The following is a 20,993-nucleotide window of genomic DNA, read 5'->3' as shown; positions in this document are numbered from 1 at the left end:
GGGGGACCGGGCCCGTCCCCCGGGCGGTGAGCTGTGCCGTGCCGTGCCATGGGTGGGTGGCCCGTCCGGCAGGGCTCTTCGTGTGTCAGGATGCGGTGAACTGGCCTTGGGGGAAGGGTTCAGCCGGGGGGGGCGGCATGGAACACGGGGAGCGCGGGAGACGCCGGGCGGTGCCCGGGGCGGTGGTCGCCGCCGGGGTGGTCGGGGCGTTGGCGGCCGCCGCGCTCGTACTGCGTCCCGCCGAGGGCCTGCTGCACTCCGGTCAGGGGCCGTTCGGCCACTGGAACATCGTCGCGATCGGGTCGTCCGTCGCCTGGGCGGTAGGGGTCATGCTCGTCGTCGAGCGGCTGCGCCCCAGGATCGCGGCCGAGCGCGACCCGCTGACACCGGGCGAGGAACGGCTGCGGCGGGCGGCCGTGCCGCTGCTCGTGGCCGGGCCGGGTGTCATCGGCGTACTGGCCCTGGTCATGCACCGGTTCAACCAGCGGAGCACATCACCCACTCCGCCGGTGGAGCTGCCGCCGCCGGTCTCACCGCCGCCGGTTCCCGGCAGGGCCGATCCCGAGGGGGGTTCCGGGCACGGCTTCTCCCTGCCGCTGTACGTTCTGCTCGGCCTGCTGGCCGCGGTGGTCGTCGTGGTCGTCACGGTGCTCGCCGTACGGCGGCTGCGCCGACGAGGTCTGACCGTGCCGGCGCTCCCCGAACGCGCGGGCGCACCGGCGGAGGACGAGGACGCGCGCCTGCTGCTGTCCGCCGTGCACTCGGGCCGCCGCGCCCTCGCCGACACCGGTGACGCCCGTACGGCCGTCATCGCCTGCTACGCGGCGATGGAGGACGCCCTGGTCGCGTCCGGCGTACGGCGGCACGCCTCCGACAGCCCTGCCGACCTGCTCACCCGCGCCGCCGACGCGGGCCTCGCCCCCGGCCCGGCCGCGCCACGGCTCACCACGCTGTTCCGCGAGGCCCGCTACTCCTCGCATCCGATGGAGCCCTCGCACCGGCAGGCCGCGGCCGGCGCCCTGGAAGAGATCGCGTCGCTGCTCCAGCACCGGGAGGCACAGCGGTGAACGGGCGCACGGAACGGCCCGCGGGGCAGGACACGTTCACCCTGCGCGGGCTCGGTCTGCTGGGCGCGGCGGTCGCCGCCTCCGGCGTCCTGCTCGTCCTGCTCCTCGACGGCGCGCGGGCGGCCGGCGCCATCGTGACCCTGCTCGCCGTCGCGACGCTGATCGTGGCCCGGTTCGTCGCCGGGGCGGGCGCCCTCGACTCCGGACGGCGGGAGGACGTACGGCTGCTGCGGACCCGGACGCCGGGCATGGGCGAATGGCGACGGAACGTACGCACCGCCACCGGTCCCGACGGCGCCCTCTACTACCGGGCGGTGCTGCGGCCCGAGCTGCGCCGCCTGTACGCCGCGGCACTCACCGAGCACCACCATGTCTCACTCGACCAACAGCCCCGGCGCGCCGCCGATCTGATCGGAGCCGACCTGTGGCCCTGGCTCGGGTCCGAGACGCCCCGCACCGGGCCCGACGGCGGCATCCCCGTCGACGTACTCGGCCGCCTCGTCGACCGGCTCGAACAGCTCGGCTCACCCCGCACCCGTGCCCCCGGCACTCACAAGGAAGAAGCGACGTGACGAGTCCCACCACTCCTCAGCCCCGTATCCCCGAGCAGGTCGGCGAGCAGGCCGGCGCCGTGCTGCGCGAGATCAGACGTGCTGTCGTCGGCAAGCCGGACGCCCTCGAACTGGTGATGCTGGGCGTGCTGGCCGGCGGGCACGTCCTGGTCGAGGATCTGCCGGGGCTCGGCAAGACGCTCCTGGCACGGTCCTTCGCCACCACGCTCGGCCTGGACTTCCGCCGGATCCAGTTCACACCCGACCTGCTGCCCTCGGACGTCACGGGGGCGCCGTTGTACGACCAGCGCACCGGCGAGATGGTGTTCCGTCCCGGGCCGGTCTTCACGCACCTGCTGCTCGCCGACGAGATCAACCGGACGCCGCCCAAGACGCAGGCCGCGCTGCTGGAGGCGATGGCCGAGTCGCAGGTGACCGTGGACGGCGAGACGAGGCCGCTCGCCGACCCGTTCATGGTGGTCGCGACCGCCAACCCGGTGGAGTACGAGGGCACGTACTCGCTGCCCGAGGCCCAGCTCGACCGGTTCCAGCTGCGGGTGCGGATGGGCTATCTCAGCGCGCGGGAGGAGCTGGCGATGCTGCGGGCCCGGATCGACCGGGCCGCGCCCGAGGCGGTGCTCAAGCCGCTGGCGGGGCCGGCGGACGTCGTGGCCTGGCGGCGCGTGGTGGAGGGCGTGGAGATCGACGACGACCTGCTGGAGTACGCCGTCGCGCTCATCGGCGCGACCCGCGAGCACCCCCAGATCAGCATCGGCGCCTCGCCGCGGGGCGGGCTCGCTCTGGTCCAGCTCGCGCGGGCCCGGGCCGTACTGAACGGCCGCGACTACGTCGTCCCGGAGGACGTCAAGGCCCTCGCGGTGCCCGCACTGGCCCACCGGGTCTCGCTGCGGCCGGAGTTGTGGGTGCGCGAGGTGGCCACGGACGACGTGCTGCGGGAGATAGTCGACAGCGTCGGCACGCCGTCCACGCGGCGTACGGCCGCCGTGTCGTCGTGACCGCGCCCGCGCCGGCCCCCCGGCCGGGCGCCGCGGTGGTCCGTGCCCTGGAGGGGCGCACCTCCCCCGCGCAGCCGCCGCCCCCGCCGCCCGGCGGGCCGCGCCCGGGTGAGCGGGCGCTGCGCCTGCTGACGGCCGCCGTCGTCGCGCTGTCCGCCGCCCTGCTCACCGGCCGGGCGTGGCTGCTCGCGCTCGCGGCCGCGCCGCTGGTGCTGCTGGCGCTCGCGCTGCCGCGCGCGTACGCCCGGCGTGTCGAGACGTCGGCCGCCGTGGAGCCGAGGCGCTGCTTCGAGGGCGACACCGTCACCCTCCGGATCTCGGTGGCCCACGACGGTGGCGCCGTCCGGCTCGATCCCGGGGTCACCCTCGGCCCGGGCCTGCGGCTCGACGCGGTCGTGGTCGGCACGTCCACGGTGACGTTGCGCCATACGGCGCTGCTCTGGGGACGCTGGTCGCTCGGGCCCGTGGACCTCGACGTGTACGACGCCGGGGGCACCGTGCGCCGTACCGTGCGGGTCGAGGCGGCCGAGGTGTCGGTGTTCCCCCGCCCCACGCAGGCGCGGTTCACGCCGATTCCGGCGCGGTTGCCGCAGCGGCTCGGCGAACACGCCTCCGTACAGGCCGGAGAGGGCGTCGAGGTCGTCGGGGTGGGGGCGTGGGTGCCGGGGGAACGGCAGCGGCGCATCCACTGGCCGTCGACGACCCGGCGCGGCTCGGTGCAGTTGCACCGGTTCGCGGCCGAGCGGGCCGCCGACACGGTGATGCTGCTCGACGCGTTCGGGGACGTGGTCGACCCGGTGACCGGGGTGTCGTCCCTGGACGAGACGGTGCGGGCGGCCGCCGGGCTGGCCCGCGCCTATCTGGCCACCCACGACCGGGTGGGGGTCGTCTCGACCGGGGGCACCACGCGCTGGCTGGCGCCGGGCACCGGGGACGCGGCGTTCTACCGCATCGTCGAGAGCGTCCTCGACGTCCGCAGGGACCGGCGCTTCGACGGGCCCGGACTCGAGCGGGTGCCGCCGCCCGCGCTGCCGGAGGGCGCGCTCGTCTACGTGTTCACGCCGTTGAGCGACGCCCGGATACTCAAGGTGCTGCGGGATCTTCAGGGGCGGGGACGCCGCCCCGTGGTCGTGGAGATCCCCAGCGGGGACCCACCGGTCGAACCCGGCGACGTGTCGGGCGAGTTGGGGCTGAGGCTGTGGCACGCGGACCGGGACGCCATGAGGTTCGCCCTGCGGGACAGCGGGGTGCCGGTGCTGCGGCACGTCGTGGGTGAGCCGTTGGATCTGGCGCTGGCACCGCTGTTGTCCGGGCGGGTCGGCGGGAGGGGGCGATGACGGTGCCCGACACGCGGGTGAGCCTGCGGGAGTGGGCGGGTTACTGGGTCGGCACCCTGCCCGTGCGGGTGATCGGGTCGGCTGCCGTCGTGGGGGCGTGGCGGCCGTGGGCGACCCTGGGTGGGGCGCGGGACGCCCTGCTGTTCGGATGCGCGGTCGTCTTCGCGGTGTGGGCGGCACCGGCGCTGGACCGGCGGCCGACGCTGGAGTCGGTCCGCTGGTCCCACCTCCTGGTGCGGCACCGGACGACCGTGTTGGCGACGGGTGTTGTGGTCGTGGCCGCGTTCGGCGACCCGGCGTGGTGGGAGGGCGCCGTGGTGGTCGTGCTGCTGGTCGCGTACCTGGTGACGAGCGAGAGCCGGCCGTGGAGACGGGGGCGCGGGGCCGCGCGCGTGTGGGGAGAGGCGGTGGCGGCGTGCGCGGGCGCCGGCGTGGTCGCGGCGGCCTCGGTGGTTCCGGTGACCGGGACGGAGTCCGGTGCGGGACGGGTGGTGGCGGCAGGGGTCGTTGTGGGACTGGTGGTCGGTGGCGGAATGATGGGGGTCCGGCGGTGGGGTGGCGGCGGGCGGTAAGAAGAGCGCGGTCACCGAGTTCTGTCGTTGACGAGAGCACTGAACGGCCGCCGTCTCAGAGTCCCACCACGACCAGGGCGATGTCGTCGCGGGCGCCGTGGCTGACGCCCAGGCTCTCCAGGAGGACGTCGGCGAGGCGCTCGGGGTCCAGGCCGAGGCACTGGCGCAGGGTGTCGGTCAGGCGCCGCAGGCTGATGTCGATGTCCTCCTCCCGGCGTTCGACCAGACCGTCCGTGTAGAGGACCAGGATGTCGCCGGGCTGGTAGCCGATGCCGGCCTGGGGGCGCGGCACGTGGGTGAGCCGCGCGCCGAGTGGCGGATCGGTGGCCTGGTCGAGGAGGTGGCAGGTGCCGTCACCGCGCATCAGGACGGGCGGCGGGTGCCCGGCACTGGAGTAGATGATCAGCTGTGAGCGGGTGTCGACGAGTGCGGTGACGGCGGTCGCGGCCAGGGCGCCCTCCACGGAACGCGCGTACAGGCCCAGCACCTCCAGCGCCTGGGCGGGGCCGGGGACAGTGCGGCTGGCCGCCGACAGTGCGCTGCGCAGCATTCCCATGACGGTGGCCGCCTCCAGCCCGTGGCCCACCACGTCGCCCACGGCGACGAAGAAGCGGCCGTCGGTCAGGTCCACGGCGTCGTACCAGTCCCCGCACACGTTCAGCGAACCGATGGCAGGCAGGTAGCGCACCGCCACGTCGGAGTGGCGTGCGAGGTCGGGTGAGCGCAGCATGGCCTCCTGGAGGGTGATCGCCACCTGCCGCTCCCGGGCGTGTGCCTGCCGCAGTTCCTCGTTCAGCCGCTCCAGTGCCTTGGCCCGGGCGTACAGCTCGGCCTCGATGCCGGCCTCCATCCCGGCTTCCGGCGGGCCCGGGGAGTCGACGGGAGAGCGGAGCCAGTGCCGGCGGTCGCGGATGAACGCGGTCACGTCCTCGACCCGGTGGATGATCCACGCGACCTTGCCGTCGGGGCCGAACACGGGTGTGTTCACCGGTGACCACCAGCGTTCCTCGAAGCCACCGGGGTGTTCGGCGCTGGGGATGTCGTAGCGCTGCACGGCCATGCTCTCCGCCTGCCCCGTGGCCAGCACCCGGCGCAGGGAGGCCGACACCTTCCGCGCTCCGTCGGACTCGGGATCGGCAGGGTTCTCGGGGACGGCGTCGAAGAGGTACCGGCCGAGCAGGTCACCCGCCGCCCGCCCCGTCACGCGGCAGTAGGCGGCGTTGACGCTCACGATCACCAGGTCCCGGTCGACGACCAGGTACGGGCTGGGCGTCGCGGCGAACAGCGCCGCGTAGTCGACCTGGCCCGCCCATGGTGGCTCAGCAGTCACACCCACCTCTCCAATGTACGTACGGGGTCCCGGCCCCGCACGCCGCCGCGGAGCAGGGGCGTTGGTCAGGGGCGCAGGCGGCGGAGGTACACCGCGGTCAGCGCGACGGCACGGTCCTCGTCCTGGGACAGTTCCTCCAGGGCATGTGACGCCCTCGTTCCCGGGATGCCCGCCAGGGCCTGGGTCAGCCGCCCGCGTGCCGGTGCTCCGGTGGTGGCGCGGGCGAGGCGGCCGACGAGCCGTTCGGCGATCCGGTCCGCCATCGCGGGGTCGGCGGCCAGCACGCTCAGCGCGTCCGCGGCGTCGGTGTCGTTCCGCCCCTCCACGATCATGTCGACCAGTTCCGGCACCGCCTCTGCCACGCCTCGTGTCCCGAGAGCCAGCGCCGCACACCCGCGCACCGCGGCGTCGGGGCCGTCGAGGGCGTGCCGCAGGTGCCCGGTGACCTCGTCGCCCGGCAGCTCGGCGAGGCTCTGCACGGCACGTTCCCGCACCGCGGCGGCCGCTGAGCCGAGGGCTTCCGCGAGGAGCGCCGGGCCCTGGTCGCCCGACCGCGCCAGCGCCCACCGCAGGGCGCCGGCGACGATCGGGTCCGGCTCGCTCAGAACCGCCTCGACCAGGGCCTCCACCGGCACCGGGACCTCTTCGCCGGAGGAGAGGGCCGCGCGTTGGCGGGCGCCGGGACTCTTCGATCCCAGCGCCTGCAGGAGCGCGACGACCTGGAGAACGTCCTCCCAGCCGGCGGGATCCGCGGCATCGATCCGGGACAGCCGCGTGAGCAGCTCGGTCTCGGCCGCGACGCGTTCGCGTGTCCGGGCGATGAGGTCGCCGACGAGTTCCGAGGGCGTGAAGCCGGGGTCGTCGAGCGCGCGCCCGATCTCACGCAGCGACAGTCCCAGCGACCGCAGGCTCTCGATGTGGAAGATCCGCCGGATGTCCTGCCCGGAGTACTCCCGGTATCCGGAACCGGTGCGGCCGGAGGGTCTCACCAGACCGAGCGACTCGTAGTGCCGGAGCATGCGGGCACTGACCCCGGACCGTCGCGCCACCTCACCGATCAACACGTCCCATCATCCCTCATCCCGCATGCCTCGTCCCTCGTCGTCGGGGGCTCCGCCGAGGGCCACCACGCGCTTCGCCTCCTCGATCGCGTACCCGAAGCCGGTGTCCGGGTCCCGCAGCAGCCGCTCGGTGGCGAGGGCGTGCGCCCGCACCGGCGGGTCGGCGGCCGTGGCGACCGCGCGCAGAGCGGGCACGACCGCCTCGCCCAGTGCGACCAGCGCCCGGCTGAGACTCAGCTGCGTCTCCCGCCCACCGCGGCCCAGCTGCGTCACCAGCAGCGCGGCCAGCGCGGGCTCCTCGCCCTCCGGCACCACCACCACCGCAGCCCGCCAGGCGCTCCGCGCCACCTCGTCGTCGGCGTCGGACAGCAACGCGGGCGTGATGGCCGGCCACGCCCGCCGGTCCCCGATCTTGGACAGTGTGTGCAATGCCTGACTCCTCGCCCGGGCGCGCTCCGAGCGGACCTCCCGGACCAGCGCGGGCACTGTCACGGAGACCGGGTGCCGGGTGAGCGCCCAGGTCAGCATGTCGCGGACGAAGAAGTCGGGCTCGACCCCGCTTCGCTCGACGAGCTTGTCGACGAAGCGCGGGTCGGGCGTCGTGCCCACCGTCAGCGCGGCCCGCAGCCGCACCGACGAACGGTGGTCCTCCAGAGTCCGCAGCACCCGGAGGGCGTCGGCGTCTTCCTGTGTCGTGGCCGTCATCGAGACCACCTCCCTGACGGGAAGTGAAGACCCTGCCACGGTGTCAAGGTCAAGTCGGGCAGTGGTCCCCGTCCAGGAAGTCCGCCAGATGTGCTCCCGGCTCGCCCCCTTCCGCACGAGACCGACGGCCACCGTGGGTGGGTGGCCGTCGGCGATCGTGTTGCCGGTCAGCCGTTCTTGCGGGGTGCGGTCAGTTCGCGTCCACCAGGTCGTGCGGCGGCACGGTCACCGTCCGCTTGCCCGGCTTGCCGCCCAGCACGATCTTGCGCAGGGCGCTGTTGTTGTCGACGCTGGTCTCCTTGAGCCGCTTCTCAGGGTTGGCCAGCACCTGGATGTAGTACGTGCCGTTGGGCAGGTCGGTGATGTCGAAGGACTGGCCCGGCAGGTCCTGCGAGTACGTGTCGCCGGAGCCGACGTCCAGCACCTCGCGGACGGAGATCGAGTTCTCCTCACCGCAGGCGGTCGACAGGTCGGTGTTGAACGGGTGCCAGTTGGCGTTCTTCACCGTGTAGTCGATCGCGTCGGTGTTGGCGAGACAGAAGGCCTCCTTGCCGCTGCGCACGGCCTCCTTCTTGTCCGCCTTCAGCAGCCGGTAGCTGGCGAAGTCGGTGAAGTGCCAGTGCATGTGGCCCGGGCGCGGATCCCATTCCATGGTGCCGGTCGGGGTGTAGCCGACCTGCTTGCCCTTGGCGTCGTAGAAGTACTGGTAGGCGTCCATCTTGGCCTTGCCGGGTGAGCGGAAGCCGTCCACCACCAGCTGTGCCGGGCCGGCGTTCCACACGTTGGCGCTGAACGCCAGGTAATCCTTGCCGGGGACGTCCTTCTCGCCGTCGCTGATGACGATGCCGTAGGCCGGCAGCGAGCGCAGATCGGGCTTGGGGACGTCCGGCACGGTGGGCTTGCCGGCGGGCCGCTTCGCGAGCGGCTGGAGGGCGGGCGCCTTGCGCGAGCCGTCGGTCTGGCCACCCGTGTCGCCGACCCGCATCGAGCGCGCGGCCTGCTCCTTCTTCTTCAGCGCCCACGGCAGGGCCGGCGGAGCGGCCTTCAGCGGTCCGTGGCCAACGTTGTACGAGGGGGTCGCGCCGCTGGTGACCGGAGCGCCGGCCTGGGCGGGGGTCGGGGCGTGACCCGGCCCGTGGCCCGCGTGCGCGGCAGGTGCCTGGTGGGCGGCACCGTGCCCGGCGTGCTTGCCGGCCGACCCGGCCCGGGAGGCGGGCTGGGCGGCGCCCCCCTCGTCCTCGTAACTCCGCTCCTGCACGGTCACCTTCACGGTGGCCGGCTTGTTGGCGATACCGAAGAGGTCGCGGTACTTCTTGGCGACGGCGACCTTGGCGGTGTAGATGCCGGCCGGCAGCTCGACCGAGTCACTGTAGGAGCCCGCGTAGGTGTTGGCCGCCCAGCCCTTCTCGACTCCCCACACCGATCCGAGGGTGAACGGGTTGGTGGGACAGCTCTCCGGATACTTGGAGGTGGCGGGCGCGTCGGGCCGCACCCGGCCGCTGGCGTTGTTCGGGCAGAAGTCCTCGGTCCTGCCGAGGACCTTCTTGCCGGCCTTGTCGGTGACCGTGATCTCCGCGAAGCCGGGGAGCCCGGCGAAGTCCTTCACCGTGCCCTTGGGCAGGACCTTGGACTTGGCCTTGCCGCCCTCGTACACGGTCTGCGTGACGGCCACGGGGTCCTTGTAGGACTTCCGGGTCACCTTCAGCTCGAACGGGGCTCCCTCGGCGGTGAGGTAGGTGCCGAGGTCGAGGTAGACGCCCGGCTCCTCCTTCCAGGAGGTGAGCGTGATCGAGTCGGTCGCGGCGATGAGGCTCAGCTTGGGCCCTGTCGCAGCCTTCGCTGGTTCGGACGTGGCGGCCACGAGGCCCGCCGTCACGGCCATGGCGGCGACGGCCGTGGTGCCGGCGAGCAGCGGACGCCGCAGCCGGGTGGTGCGCGTTCTGGTCATCGATCCCTCGTCCTCCGGGTGTTGGGGGCACTCGCTGTGCCCGCGCTGTGAGAGGTGAGGACCCGATGCCCGGTTGTCCGGGTCGGGGAATGCGGTGGCAGGTTGGCCGGATCGCTGCGTTTCACGGGAAATCAGGCTGAAGTCATGGGTATTGCCCACTCGGTGACGAGGTCTCTGATACGGGGACGATGTATCTGCGCCGGTCTCTGAGTCCCGGAGCGGCTGCCCGCGACCGCGGTCACAGCACCCTGGCCGGCCAGTCGGTCAGGCGGGCGCCGATGACCGCGGTCTGCAGCATGTAGCGCTGTTCGGGCTCCGTGGGATCGACGCCCGTCAGGCGACGCAGCCGGCGTCGAAGTACTCGTTGAGCGTGTCGAGCAGTGGCCGCGCGCCGCCGCGGGCCTGCTCCGGCGGGCTGAGCGTCCGCGCACGAGGTCGGTCAGAGCGGGCCGGTCGCGGGCGAGGACCGGGAAGACCAGCAGGTCGGCGGCGCGCAGGAGCGGGTTGTCGAAGCCCATCCGGTGGGCGACGTCCAAGGCGTTGAGCGCCTCCTGGTAGCTGTGCCCGATCCCCACCACGCCGGAGCAGGGGCGGCCGAGGGCCACCTGGCCGCCTTCGGTCGCGGCGTGGGCCTGTTTGGCGCAGCGGGTCAGCACGTCCCCCTGGTCGCCAGGGGCGATGCGGACCAACCGGCCGTCCTTGGTGGTGAGCAGGAGACGACGGCTTTCGAAGTGGCTGAACAGGGCGTCCGGCAGGGGGATCGCCTCGGCGCTCCCCCGTAGGGCACGCACGTCGGGAAGCGAGCGGCGCAGCTCGCCGAGCATCGCCGGGTCGGGCTGGAGCGCGACGCCCTCGGCACCGAGGGCGACGAGCGGGGCGGTCGGCTTGCCGGTCCCGGCGCCGAGTTCGAGCACTCGGGGGCGGGGCCTGCGCCAGTGCCCAGCCCGTGAGCGGGTCGTTCGTCGTGATCCACACGGTGACGCCACTCCGACGGCCGCCGGCCCACCGGCCCGTCCCCTTCACCGCATGCGGGCATCTTCACCGCTTGCGGGCCATCCCGGCGGCGATGAGGCGCTCCCACACGGTGAGTTCCCGCTCGGCCGCCCCGGAGCGCCACAGGGACGCCGGGACGATCCCGGGTTCGAGGATCTCCAAGCCGTCCAGCAGGGACTCGATCTCGTCGTCGGTCCGCCACCGGCCGCGGCCGAACGTCCCCTGGAGGACCTTCTCGGCCTCCACCGTCTCCGGGTTGTTCCCGGATCGGAAGTGGCTGACGAAGAAGTGGCTCCCCGTGGGCACTTGGCCGTGCCAGTAGCGGACAATGCCTGCGGGGTCCTCCTCGTCGTTGACGTGGTGGAGGATGGCGCTGAACATGACAGCGACGGGGCGGTCGAAGTCGATCAGCTCCACGATGTCCGGATGGCTCCGTACCGCTTCGGGGTCGCGCACGTCGACCGGGACGACCCGGGTCAGGTCGTTCTCCTCCAGCAACGCACGTCCGTGGACCAGCACCTGGGGGTCGGTGTCCACATACACCACCCGGGCCCGCGGGTCCTGTCGCTGGGCGACCTGATGGACGTTGTCCGCGGTGGGGAGGCCGCTGCCCAGGTCGATGAACTGCCGCACCTCCGTGGTCGCGACGATCTCCCCCACCGCCCGGATCAGGGCGGCCCGGTTGGCGAAAGCGATCGCCACAGAACCGGGAAGGTCACGCTTGAACACGTCGCCGATCTCCCGGTCCACGGCGTAGTTGTCCTTGCCGCCGAGCAGGTAGTCGTAGACGCGGGCGATACTGGGCCGGGTGCTGTCGATGGAGGAAATCACTCCGGTCATGGCCCCCATCCTCTCCCCAACAGCGCCCGTCGGCCACCACTTTGCTCCAGCACCCGGGCGGTGCGACCGCCCCCGTCACCCCATGTCGCGCAGGGCTCAAGCCTCCGGCTCGTCCACCCGCCGCGTCGGGTCCACGTCGGTGTGGAGCAGGTAGTGGTCCGAGTACTCGCTCCGCTGTACCCGGTGCCGCAGCGGTGCGAGGCCGCGCAGGAAGACGTAGTCGAACTTGCTCTGCCATTCGGTGGTGGGGGCGCAGCCCACGTCCGGTGCCGGACGGCACGCGGGGTCCGTGTCCGTGGCCAGGGCCCATATTCGGCTGAGTTCGGGCGCGTCCGGTACGGCGTTGAAGTCACCGAGGACGATGGCGCGGTCGTGCCGGGCGACGGCTTTCGCCAGTACCCGGGTCTGGCCGTCGCGGAACTCCTCCTGGCGGCGCTGGGCGAGGTGGGTGTTGAAGACCCGGACGGACTGGCCGCCGACGGTGGTGGTGACCGCCATGTACCCGCGGTCCTCGGATCCGCCCTCGGGATACTCCACCTCGACGCGGTCCGTCATCGGTGCCGCCGACAGGAGCGCCTGGCCGAACCCGCCCGGGTTCCACGGCGCTCCCCCGCAGCGGCTCCAGTTCTGCAGGACCGAGCCGTACGCGACGTGGTAGCGCAGGCCGTAGAAGACCTCCAGGTAGTCCCGGATCTTCTCGACGTCGCGTGCGCACGCTTCCTGCATGCCGACGACCTGGGGGGCGTACGTCGCGATCTCCGCCGCGCGGTCGACGTTGCTCGCGTCACAGGGGTTGCAGAGGTTCCACGTCATGACCCGGTTCGGCACGACGTCCGTGACGGCGTCGACGGGCAGTGCCCTGGTGAAGGGAGCCCCACCGTCGGGCGCACTCGGGCCCAGGAGCAGCAGACACGCGCCGGCCACGACGCATGCGAGCAATCGCGAGCCGCCCTTCCTGAGCACCAGCGCCTCCTACCCGTGGACTCACGCCACAACTGACGTCTCCCTGGGAGAGGTTATGTCACGCGCCGCCCGGCGAGACATCCTCGGCCGTGGTCCCGCCGGCCACCGGCAGGGGCATCGCCAGGTGGGCGAGGTCCCTGGGCGGGGGCGTGCTCACCGGCCACAGGGGCGCGGGGGTGCCGTCGGCGACCGCGGCGGGGGCGTCGGTCAGCCGCATGCGCTCGCGCAGTCGTCCGTAGAAGTCCATGGGCCCGAGCCGCACGGCCCGAAGCCGGCGGGGCGCGGCGTAGACGCCGAGCCAGTCCCCCGGGTCGAGGACGCCGCGCAGTTGTCCGTCGATGCTCACGGCGGCCTGTCCGGACCGTTCGAGGATGCGCAGCCCCACGGGTTCGTCGGGCGCGGTGACCACCGAGCGGTCGAAGGTCATGTGCGGGGCCACCGCGGTGAAGACGAGCGCCTCGGCCCGGGGGGAGACCACCGGGCCGCCCGCCGCGAAGCTGTAGGCGGTGGAGCCCGTCGGGGTGGCGACCAGCAGGGCGTCGGCGGAGTACGAGGCCAGGAGGCGGCCGGAGACGTAGACGCCGACGGAGATCTGCCGGTCCCGGGACAGCTTCTCCAGTACGACGTCGTTGAGGGCGGTGACGTGCAGCGCGATGCCCCACTCACCACCTCTCTCGCAGTCCGTGCGCACGCGCGGCGGCGGTAGCAACGGGCCCCGCCCGTACCGCAGCAGGGCCTCCATCTCCGACGGGATCTCCAGCGGGCGGGAGGCCCTGAGGGTGAGCAGCATGCGGTTCTCCGGGTCCACCTGACCGTCCCGGACGGCGTCGAGGGCGGCGCGTACCGCCGGTGCGGGGACCTCGGTCAGGAACCCGACCCGGCCCAGGTCCACCCCCAGGATCAGCGCGTCGTTCTCGGCCGCCAGCCGGGCACCGCGCAGGAAGGTGCCGTCGCCGCCCAGGGTGACGACGAGGTCCGGGTCGCCGGCCGCCTCGACCTCCTCCCGGGCGCTGTGCCGGCCTTCGCCGCCCCACACGTCGATGTCGGCGCATCCGACCTCGTTCTCGTGGCACCACTGCCGGACATCGCGCGCCGCCGCCGCCGCGCCCTCGCGGCCGCCGTGCACCACGAGTCCTACCCGCTCGACCGTCACCGCTGCCTCCCTGCGCGTTCGTCCGGGTTCGCCAAGGCGTGCCCTGCCGAATCCTCGCCGACGGTCAGGGCGGGCCGGGCCGCGACATGCCGACGGGCGGGAAGGCCGCGCACGCCGGGTGGCTTCCGGCGCCGCGGCCGACCGTCACAGCCCGCGCCAGATGTTGTCGAAGGCGGCGTCCTCGATGCTGCGGCGTTGCCTGATGGCGGCGAGTTCCACCACGGCGTCGTTCACCGCGGCGAGCACGGCGGCGAGCCCGTCGTCCTCGGGGTCCTCGACCCGGTCGGCCGACTCGTGGTGGATTCCGACCGCGGCCGCGAGGCCCACCAGGACGGGGTCGCCGGAGGCCCAGCGGTCGGTGGCCCGCCGGCGTGTCTCCGGATCGGCCGGCGCCGGCCGGTCGGTGTCGCGCCGCCCCATCCAGCGCGGGCGCTTGCGGCGGCTGTCCTCCACCCCTTCGGCGGCGAGGTACTCGGCCGCCAGTCCCCGCCCCCGGCGCCACAGCCAGTCCTCCACCGACTCGTCCGGTTCCTTCCCGACCTGGGACGCCGCCGCGTCCAGCAGGGGGTCACCGGACCCCGGCCGCTCCACCGGGCGGAGAACGGACCCGTCCAGGGACACCGCGCCGGCTTCCAGCAGGTCGGCCAGTTCGGCTCCGGCGAGGGCCAGCGAGAGGTCGCCGCGCTCGACGGGATACTCGGTACGCGCCTCCAGGGAGACGATCGTCAGGTCGTGCGCTGTGGTCATGGCGTGGGCTCCACATCTGTCACGAGTGCCGGGATACGCGGCGGTGATCGGTTCAGCCTACCCACGGGCACGGGCCGGGTTCCGGCGCTCGCCGAGCCCTGTCAGTGGCTGGTGGCAGCATCGGGCTCATGACGGACACGAAGGACTTCGACTGGCGGCGTTTCCTCCTCATGTGGAGTGCGGAGTGGGCGGACGGCCTGCCGGACGGCGAGGGGCGTGGAGAGGATGACCAGGAGGCCCGGCGGGCGCGCTGGCTGGGGTCCCCGCCCGCGTCCGAGGAGCGCGTCACGGCCGTCGAGCGACGCCTCGGCCGGCGGATGCCCCCGTCGTACCGGGAGTTCCTCAAGGTCAGCGACGGATGGCGGCACGCCGGCGGATTCGTGTGGCGACTGGCGGGGACCGCGGACGTGCGCTGGCACGACGACGAATCCGGACTCGCGGCCATGTTCGAGGAGTACCTGGACGCGGACTCGGAGGACGAGGAGTGGCGCGAGGCCGGCCTGTGGCGGCGCGGGCTTCAGCTCGACGTGGAGTCCGACGCCATGTACGTCCTCATGGATCCCGAGGACGTGGACGAGGAGGGTGAGTGGGCGGTGTACACCTGGGCGGGCTGGCGGGCGGCGCCACCCGTGCGGCACGCCAACTTCCTCGATTTCATGCGGGACATGCACCGCGAGTTCCACAGCCTGCGCGCTCTCCCGAGGGACGGGGCCCCGGCGTTCGTCAACGACACGACACGCAGTCTGGACGCCCAGGTGGAGGAGGCCCGGTCGGCGGCACTGCGCGGCGACTGGGAGGGGGCCGGGCGGGCACTGGAGGAGGCCAAGGCATACGGCAGACCGCGGGCGGGCGGGCTGGGCGACCAGATACGGCGCCTCCTGGGAGACACCTCGATGGTGTACTTCGAGGACCTGGTGACGGACTCCCGGTACGCGCCCGACCTGCTGCCGCCGTTGATCGCCGAGTTCGCGATCCACTCGTACCGGGACGACTCCACGCTGAGGTTCCATCTGCGGGGCGCCGACGACGAGCTGGTGTCGCGGGCGCACGCGACTCTGGCACGAGTGAGGGACCGCACGTACCGGTACGCGCCCGGCGGACCCTTCGGGGAGGCGGTCGAGCGGGCCCGGGAACTGGCGCGGTGGGGCGACACCGACGGGGCGTGGCGGACGCTGAGGAGCGCGCTGCCCCTGTGGGAGCCGCTGGGGCCGGATCATCTGGCGCCACTGGGGTGGATCGCCGACCCGTTGCTCGGGCCGCTGCTGACACCGGAGCGGGGCCGGGAACTGCTGTCCACGCCGCGGGGCGGGCAGGCCGGTGACGCACCGCGGCCGACGGCCGATCTGGACCCGGCCGGCCTGGCGTGGCTGGCGGGGTCGAGTCCGGGAGGAGGGCGAACCTCCTACCGGTTCGTCCTGGTGGAGGGTGTGGAGCCGGCGGAGTTGCCCGGACGTCTCTCGGACGAGCGCGGCGCCGTGCTGGGCGAACCCTTGCCCTTGCGGGAGGCGCGCGGCAGGTCACGAGGGGAGGGCGGGAAGTTCCCGTCGTACGAGGACAGGGCGGTGATGGCGGTCGGACGGGCCGGGGACGGTTGGAGTTTCGCGTTCGACCACGACCCCGCGCCGTTCTCGCCGCAGTGGTTCGTCTCCCCCGCCACGGCTGCCAGTGCGGGCACGCGCGCCGTCGCGGTGTGGTGCGGCCTGCGGGGCCGGCACGGTGAATCGTTCTTCCACGTGTCGGTGGCCCGGGACGGTACCGAGCAGTACTCGGTGACGTACGCAGAGGGGCAGGTCCGGTCCGACGGGGAGCTACCGCGTGCGCTGGACCCGAGCGGGTTCCTGGACGACCTGGAACCCCGCCCCGAGGCGGAACGGCTGCTGCTGGAAGCGGTGGAGCAGGAGTTCGGCGCGCGTCTGCCGCGCCGGGCCATCGACGAAGGACGGCTGCACACGTTCACCACGCGCTCCTGGACGCGAGCGCCCCGGGACGGAGAGACGTACCTGGTCGTCGAGGTCTGCATGGGCCGCGAAGCACTGGGACAGGAGGCAGACCCCGGACGGTGAGGACGTCGCCGCTCTCGCGAACCGTGAATTGTCCGGGGTGACGGAGCAGAAGTGGGGCGTGCGGGTGGGTGCTTCGCGCGCTCTGCGCTTCATCAGGGGTGTTTGTGCCTCGTGGCGTGAAGACCGCCCCCCTTCGCGCCTACCGGCAGGCCGCCCGGCGCTGGTTGTCTTGCTGAAGCGCACGGTCCACTTGTGCATCACGGGTCGTTCCGCTCACTGCCGCCCGCCCTTCCTGGAGGGAAATTGTCCGCTCAGGACAGCGCCACAGGTCTGGTCGCCCCGGATCACGGTCCCGCGGCGTCCGCCGAGAACCCGCCCACCAGCCTCGGCACCCGTGCCGCGCGTCAGCTGGCGACCACCACCAAGTCCGAGCCCCAGATGCGGGGCATCTCCTCCCGGTGGCTGATCAGGAAACTGCCGTGGGTGGACGTCAGGGGTGGGGCCTACCGGGTCAACCGCCGCCTGCAGTTGCGGGTCGGGCGGGGGCGGGTCCAGTTCGAGCAGAACGGCGCCGACGACGTCCGGGTGATTCCGCGGACCCTCACCGAGCTGCCCGTGCTGCGGGGCTACGCGGACCAGGAGGTCCTGACGGAGCTGGCCGGCCGCTTCTCGGTCCGCGAGGTGCGGGCGGGTGAAGTGCTGTGCGAGGCCCGTCGGCCGGTCACCGAGATCTACCTGGTCGTCCACGGCCGCTTCACCCGGCTCGCCGTGGGGAAGTACGGCGGGGAGGCGGTGGTCGGTGTCGTCGGCGACGGCGAGCCGGTGGGGGACGAGGCGATCGGCCGGCCCGACCCACTGTGGCCGGCGTCGGTGCGTGCCCAGACGGCGGCCGTGGTGCTGGCGCTGCCGCGGGACGCGCTGGAAGAGTTCACCGACCGGGCACCCTCCCTGGCCGCACACCTGGCGGCGTACGCGGAGCGGCAGCGGCTGCCGACGAACCGCGAGGGCGAGGCGGACATGCCGGTCCAGGCGGGTCACAGCGGTGAGCCCACGCTGTCCGGGGGCTTCGTCGACTACGACCTCGCGCCGCGCGAGTACGAGCTCTCCCTCACCCAGACGGTGCTCCGTGTGCACACGCGGGTCGCCGACCTCTTCAGCGACCCCATGGACCAGACACGGCAGCAACTGCGGCTGACCATCCAGGAGATCCGCGAGCGCCAGGAGTGGGAGCTGGTGAACAACCGGGACTTCGGGCTGCTGCACAACGTCGACCACGGACAGCGCATCGGCACGTACTCGGGACCGCCCACCCCCGACGACATGGACGAACTCCTCTCCATGCGCCGCGGGACGGGACTGTTCCTCGCCCATCCGAAGGCGATCGCCGCGTTCTTCCGGCAGTGCAACCGGCGCGGTCTTGTCCCGGGCTCCGCGACGGTGAACGGGCACCACGTCCCCGCCTGGCGGGGCATTCCGATCTTCCCGTGCGGCAAGATCCCCGTCTCCCGTTCCCACACCACGAGCATCCTCGCGCTGCGCACCGGCGAGGCCGACCAGGGCGTCGTCGGCCTCTACCAGACCGGCATCCCCGAGGAGTACGAACCCGGGCTGAACGTCCGGTACATGGGCGTCACCCGGAGCGCCGTCACCAACTACCTCGTGACCGCCTACTACTCGCTGGCCATCCTCGTACCCGACGCGGCCGGACTCCTGGAGAACGTCCAACTCGGCCGGGTTGCCGACTGACCAGTTGGAGCACACGACCATGAGCACCTCCTCCGCGAACGGCACGGCCGCGTTCACACTGCCCGGCCCGCCGAACCCCGCCCGGTCCATGCGGGCCCGGCGGGAGAAGACCATCCCCGGCCTGAAGCACCGGCCCGTCGCACCCGCCGACCCGGACAAGGCCGCCGAGATCGACGAGAGACTGGAGGCCTGGGCGCGCGCGCTCGACCTGTTCCCGCCGGAGTGGAGCGGGGACTTCTCACAGTTCCAGTTCGGCCGGGCCGTGGCGCTGCAGCACCCCGAGGCGGCCGACATGGAACGGCTCACCGCCGCCGGCAAGCTGCTGCTGGCGGAGAACATCGTCGACAGCTGCTACTGCGAGGAGGACGAGGGCCGGGGCGGCGCGCGGCGCGGCCTCGGCGGCCGGCTGATCATCGCCCAGTCGGCACTCGACCCCTTGCACTCGACCCCCGAGGCCGAGGAGGAGTGGCGCCACGGCGTGCAGGCGGACGGCCCGCTGCGGTCGTACCACTGGGCTCTCAAGGACTACGCGGCGCTCGCCACGCCCAGTCAGACGACCAGGCTCGTGCACGACCTCGCCCGGCTGCACCTCGGGTACCTGGCGGAGGCCTCCTGGTCGGAGACGCGGCACCGGCCGCCGATCTGGGAGTACCTGGTGATGCGGCAGTTCAACAACTTCCGGCCCTGTCTGTCCATCGTGGACGCGGTGGACGGCTACGAACTGCCCGAGGCCGTCTACGCCCGCCCCGAGGTGCAGCGGATCACGGCCCTCGCCTGCAACGCCACCACCATCGTCAACGACCTGTACTCGTTCACCAAGGAACTGGCGAGCGACCCGGAGCACCTGAATCTGCCCCAGGTGGTCGCCGCCAACGACCGGTGCGGTCTGAAGGCCGCCTATCTCCGCAGCGTCGACATCCACAACCAGATCATGGAAGCGTTCGAAACGGAGTCCGCCCTGCTGTCCACCACCTCGCCCCTCGTCGAACGATACGCCCGCGGCCTGGCCGACTGGGTGTCGGGCAACCACGAGTGGCACGCGAGCAACAGCGACCGCTACAGCCTGCCCGACTACTGGTGACCGATGCCCGGCACCACGAGCACACGGCACGACGGAACACGCACCACAGCACCAGGGAGCCATAGTTGACCACCGCCCAGACCCGCGCCAAGGCCGCGCCGGTACCCACCCAGTCCACGTACCAGAACCGTGTCGCGGAGTACTGGAACGCCGAAGAGAACCCGGTCAACCTCGAACTCGGCCGAGTCGACGACCTTTACCACCACCACTACGGCATCGGGGACGCCGACACCTCGGTGCTGAACGAGCCGGACGCGGACCGGCGCCGGGAGCGGATCACGCACGAACTGCACCGGCTGGAGCACGCCCAGGCCGAGTTCCTCGCGTCCCACCTCGGCGACCTCTCCCCCACCGACCGGGTCTTCGACGCCGGATGCGGACGCGGTGGCGGCAGCGTGGTGGCCCATCTGCGGCACGGGTGCCACACCGACGGGGTCACCATCTCGGCCAAGCAGGCGGACTTCGCCAACGAGCAGGCACGCAAGCGCGGCATCGACGGCAAGGTGCGCTACCACCACCGCAACATGCTCGACACCGGCCTCGCCACCGGCGCCTACGCGGCCTCCTGGAACAACGAGTCCACGATGTACGTCGAGCTGGACCTGCTCTTCGCCGAACACGCCCGCCTGCTGCGCCGCGGCGGCCGGTACGTGGTGATCACCGGCTGCTACAACGACACCTACGGACAGGCCTCCCGTGAGGTGTCCCTCATCAACGCCCACTACATCTGCGACATCCACCCGCGCTCGGCGTACTTCCGGGCGATGGCCCGCAACCGGCTGGTCCCCGTCCACGTCCAGGACCTGACCGCGGCCACGATCCCCTACTGGGAGCTGCGCCGCGAGGCCGACCACCTCGTCACGGGCATCGAGGACACCTTCCTCAACGCCTACCGCAACGGCAGCTTCCAGTACCTGCTGATCGCGGCCGACCGGGTCTGACCCGCTCCGCTCAGACGACCACGACCCGACGGCCGCGCGTGTGACCCGCGCGGCTGTCGGTGTGCGCCGCCGCGGCCTCGGCGAGCGTGTAGGACTTCTCGACCGGGATGTGGAGCCTCCCGCGTGAGATGAGGTCGGCGGCCTCGGCCAGCGCGTCCGGCACACTCCCGGCGACGCCGGAGAACCGGACGCCGAGTCCGGGCGCGTCCAGGTCGGCGATGGAGATCACCTTGCGCGGGTCACCGGTCAGCTCGACCAGCTCACGGATCACGCCCGAGCCGGCCAGGTCGAGCGCCCCGTCGACCTGCCCGAGCCGCCGCACCCGCTCTGCCCAGCCCTCACCGTACGTCGTGGCGAGGGCGCCCAGGCCACGCAGATACTCCTGGTTCGCGGCACCCGCCGTGCCGATCACCTGGATGCCCCGTTCGCGGGCGATCTGCAGCACCGCCGAACCGACCCCGCCGGAGGCGCCGCTGACCAGCAGCGTCTGCCCGGCGCGCAGACCGATCTCGCGGATGAGGCGCAGCGCGGTCTCCACCACGGAGGGATAGCCGGCCGCCTCCTCGAAGGTCAGGCCCTCGGGCATCCGGGCCCAGGCGGACAGCACGGCGAACTCGGCGTAGGTGCTCGCCCCTTCACCGAAGACGTGGTCTCCGACCGCGACCCCTTCGACGTCCTCGCCGACCTCGTCCACCACCCCGGAGGCGTCCAGCCCCACCCCGGAGGGCAACTCGATCGGATGGGCCCCCAGGATCTGGCCTTCGCGGATCCTCCAGTCGACGGGGTTCACACCCGCCGCCCGCACCGCGATGCGGACCTGACCGGGGCCCGCGTGGGGTTCCTCGGCGTCTATGAGGCGCAGTACTTCCGGGCCGCCGAACTCGGCGAAGCTCACTTTCTTCATGCCGGGGACCGTATCACTAACGGTTAGCATTAAAC

General features: G+C 72.6%; 18 protein-coding genes and 1 pseudogene. 9 read left to right on the top strand and 10 right to left on the bottom strand.

Annotated features, from left to right (window positions below; genetic code table 11):
* Positions 1-137: 137 nt before the first annotated feature.
* Genes ACFW01_RS06290 through ACFW01_RS06270 form a run of 5 tightly spaced genes read left to right on the top strand, consistent with a single transcriptional unit; the run spans position 138 to position 4,543 of the window.
* A complete protein-coding gene (locus ACFW01_RS06290) occupies positions 138-1,067 on the top strand; it encodes a DUF4129 domain-containing protein (RefSeq protein WP_384502508.1) in 930 nt (309 codons plus the stop codon).
* Positions 1,064-1,639, top strand: coding sequence for a hypothetical protein (locus ACFW01_RS06285; RefSeq protein ID WP_384502507.1), 576 nt, complete (start codon positions 1,064-1,066; stop codon positions 1,637-1,639). The genes ACFW01_RS06290 and ACFW01_RS06285 overlap by 4 nt, the downstream gene beginning before the upstream one ends.
* The gene (locus ACFW01_RS06280; RefSeq protein WP_384502506.1) at positions 1,636-2,634 is read left to right on the top strand and encodes an AAA family ATPase; all 999 of its coding nucleotides are present in this window, start codon (positions 1,636-1,638) and stop codon (positions 2,632-2,634) included. Before ACFW01_RS06285 ends, ACFW01_RS06280 begins: the two co-directional genes overlap by 4 nt.
* Complete coding sequence (locus ACFW01_RS06275; RefSeq protein WP_384502505.1) at positions 2,631-3,971, top strand: DUF58 domain-containing protein; 1,341 nt, start codon at positions 2,631-2,633, stop codon at positions 3,969-3,971. The genes ACFW01_RS06280 and ACFW01_RS06275 overlap by 4 nt, the downstream gene beginning before the upstream one ends.
* Positions 3,968-4,543: a hypothetical protein gene (locus ACFW01_RS06270; RefSeq protein WP_384502504.1), complete on the top strand. Its 576-nt coding sequence runs from the start codon at positions 3,968-3,970 to the stop codon at positions 4,541-4,543. The genes ACFW01_RS06275 and ACFW01_RS06270 overlap by 4 nt, the downstream gene beginning before the upstream one ends.
* Before the next feature lie 55 nt (positions 4,544-4,598).
* Here the strand turns inward: ACFW01_RS06270 and ACFW01_RS06265 are convergent, their stop codons facing one another.
* From ACFW01_RS06265 to ACFW01_RS06225, 9 genes and pseudogenes are all read right to left on the bottom strand, one after another.
* Entirely contained in the window at positions 4,599-5,873 is a 1,275-nt protein-coding gene (locus ACFW01_RS06265) for a SpoIIE family protein phosphatase (protein WP_234959022.1), read from the bottom strand.
* Positions 5,874-5,938: 65 nt separating this feature from the next.
* Positions 5,939-6,937, bottom strand: coding sequence for a MerR family transcriptional regulator (locus ACFW01_RS06260; protein ID WP_234959021.1), 999 nt, complete (start codon positions 6,935-6,937; stop codon positions 5,939-5,941).
* Between the two features lie 6 nt (positions 6,938-6,943).
* Complete coding sequence (locus ACFW01_RS06255) at positions 6,944-7,639, bottom strand: HEAT repeat domain-containing protein (RefSeq protein ID WP_234959020.1); 696 nt, start codon at positions 7,637-7,639, stop codon at positions 6,944-6,946.
* 190 nt (positions 7,640-7,829) lie between these two features.
* Entirely contained in the window at positions 7,830-9,587 is a 1,758-nt protein-coding gene (locus ACFW01_RS06250) for a lysyl oxidase family protein (protein ID WP_234959019.1), read from the bottom strand.
* A gap of 238 nt (positions 9,588-9,825) precedes the next feature.
* Positions 9,826-10,444: pseudogene (locus tag ACFW01_RS06245) on the bottom strand (PucR family transcriptional regulator); the annotation flags it as partial.
* Positions 10,445-10,625: 181 nt separating this feature from the next.
* Positions 10,626-11,420 carry an SAM-dependent methyltransferase gene (locus tag ACFW01_RS06240; RefSeq protein WP_384502503.1) on the bottom strand — a complete coding sequence of 265 codons (795 nt, stop codon included), beginning with the start codon at positions 11,418-11,420 and terminating at the stop codon, positions 10,626-10,628.
* Between the two features lie 96 nt (positions 11,421-11,516).
* A complete protein-coding gene (locus ACFW01_RS06235; protein WP_384502502.1) occupies positions 11,517-12,383 on the bottom strand; it encodes an endonuclease/exonuclease/phosphatase family protein in 867 nt (288 codons plus the stop codon).
* A gap of 58 nt (positions 12,384-12,441) precedes the next feature.
* Complete coding sequence (locus tag ACFW01_RS06230) at positions 12,442-13,536, bottom strand: NAD(+)/NADH kinase (RefSeq protein ID WP_234959016.1); 1,095 nt, start codon at positions 13,534-13,536, stop codon at positions 12,442-12,444.
* Between the two features lie 144 nt (positions 13,537-13,680).
* Positions 13,681-14,283: a GPP34 family phosphoprotein gene (locus ACFW01_RS06225; RefSeq protein WP_234959015.1), complete on the bottom strand. Its 603-nt coding sequence runs from the start codon at positions 14,281-14,283 to the stop codon at positions 13,681-13,683.
* Between the two features lie 128 nt (positions 14,284-14,411).
* On the opposite strand from ACFW01_RS06225, the gene ACFW01_RS06220 reads away from it, so the two are divergent.
* The 4 genes from ACFW01_RS06220 (at position 14,412) to ACFW01_RS06205 (ending at position 20,054) form a co-directional block, all read left to right on the top strand.
* On the top strand, positions 14,412-16,346 hold the full coding sequence (locus tag ACFW01_RS06220) for an SMI1/KNR4 family protein (RefSeq protein WP_384502501.1): 1,935 nt from the start codon (positions 14,412-14,414) through the stop codon (positions 16,344-16,346).
* Between the two features lie 243 nt (positions 16,347-16,589).
* The gene (locus ACFW01_RS06215; RefSeq protein ID WP_384502500.1) at positions 16,590-18,032 is read left to right on the top strand and encodes a family 2B encapsulin nanocompartment shell protein; all 1,443 of its coding nucleotides are present in this window, start codon (positions 16,590-16,592) and stop codon (positions 18,030-18,032) included.
* A 4-nt stretch (positions 18,033-18,036) separates the two neighbouring features.
* On the top strand, positions 18,037-19,113 hold the full coding sequence (locus ACFW01_RS06210) for a family 2 encapsulin nanocompartment cargo protein terpene cyclase (RefSeq protein WP_384502499.1): 1,077 nt from the start codon (positions 18,037-18,039) through the stop codon (positions 19,111-19,113).
* 65 nt (positions 19,114-19,178) lie between these two features.
* On the top strand, positions 19,179-20,054 hold the full coding sequence (locus ACFW01_RS06205) for a geranyl diphosphate 2-C-methyltransferase (protein ID WP_234959007.1): 876 nt from the start codon (positions 19,179-19,181) through the stop codon (positions 20,052-20,054).
* A gap of 10 nt (positions 20,055-20,064) precedes the next feature.
* Here the strand turns inward: ACFW01_RS06205 and ACFW01_RS06200 are convergent, their stop codons facing one another.
* Complete coding sequence (locus ACFW01_RS06200; protein ID WP_234959001.1) at positions 20,065-20,958, bottom strand: NADP-dependent oxidoreductase; 894 nt, start codon at positions 20,956-20,958, stop codon at positions 20,065-20,067.
* Positions 20,959-20,993: the final 35 nt, after the last annotated feature.

It is taken from the genome of Streptomyces sp. NPDC058985 (genome assembly GCF_042740985.1).
In the GTDB taxonomy this organism is placed as follows: Bacteria; Actinomycetota; Actinomycetes; order Streptomycetales; family Streptomycetaceae; genus Streptomyces.
Note: the sequence above shows the minus strand (reverse complement) of the source record. Positions and strands in the feature narration are given on the sequence as shown.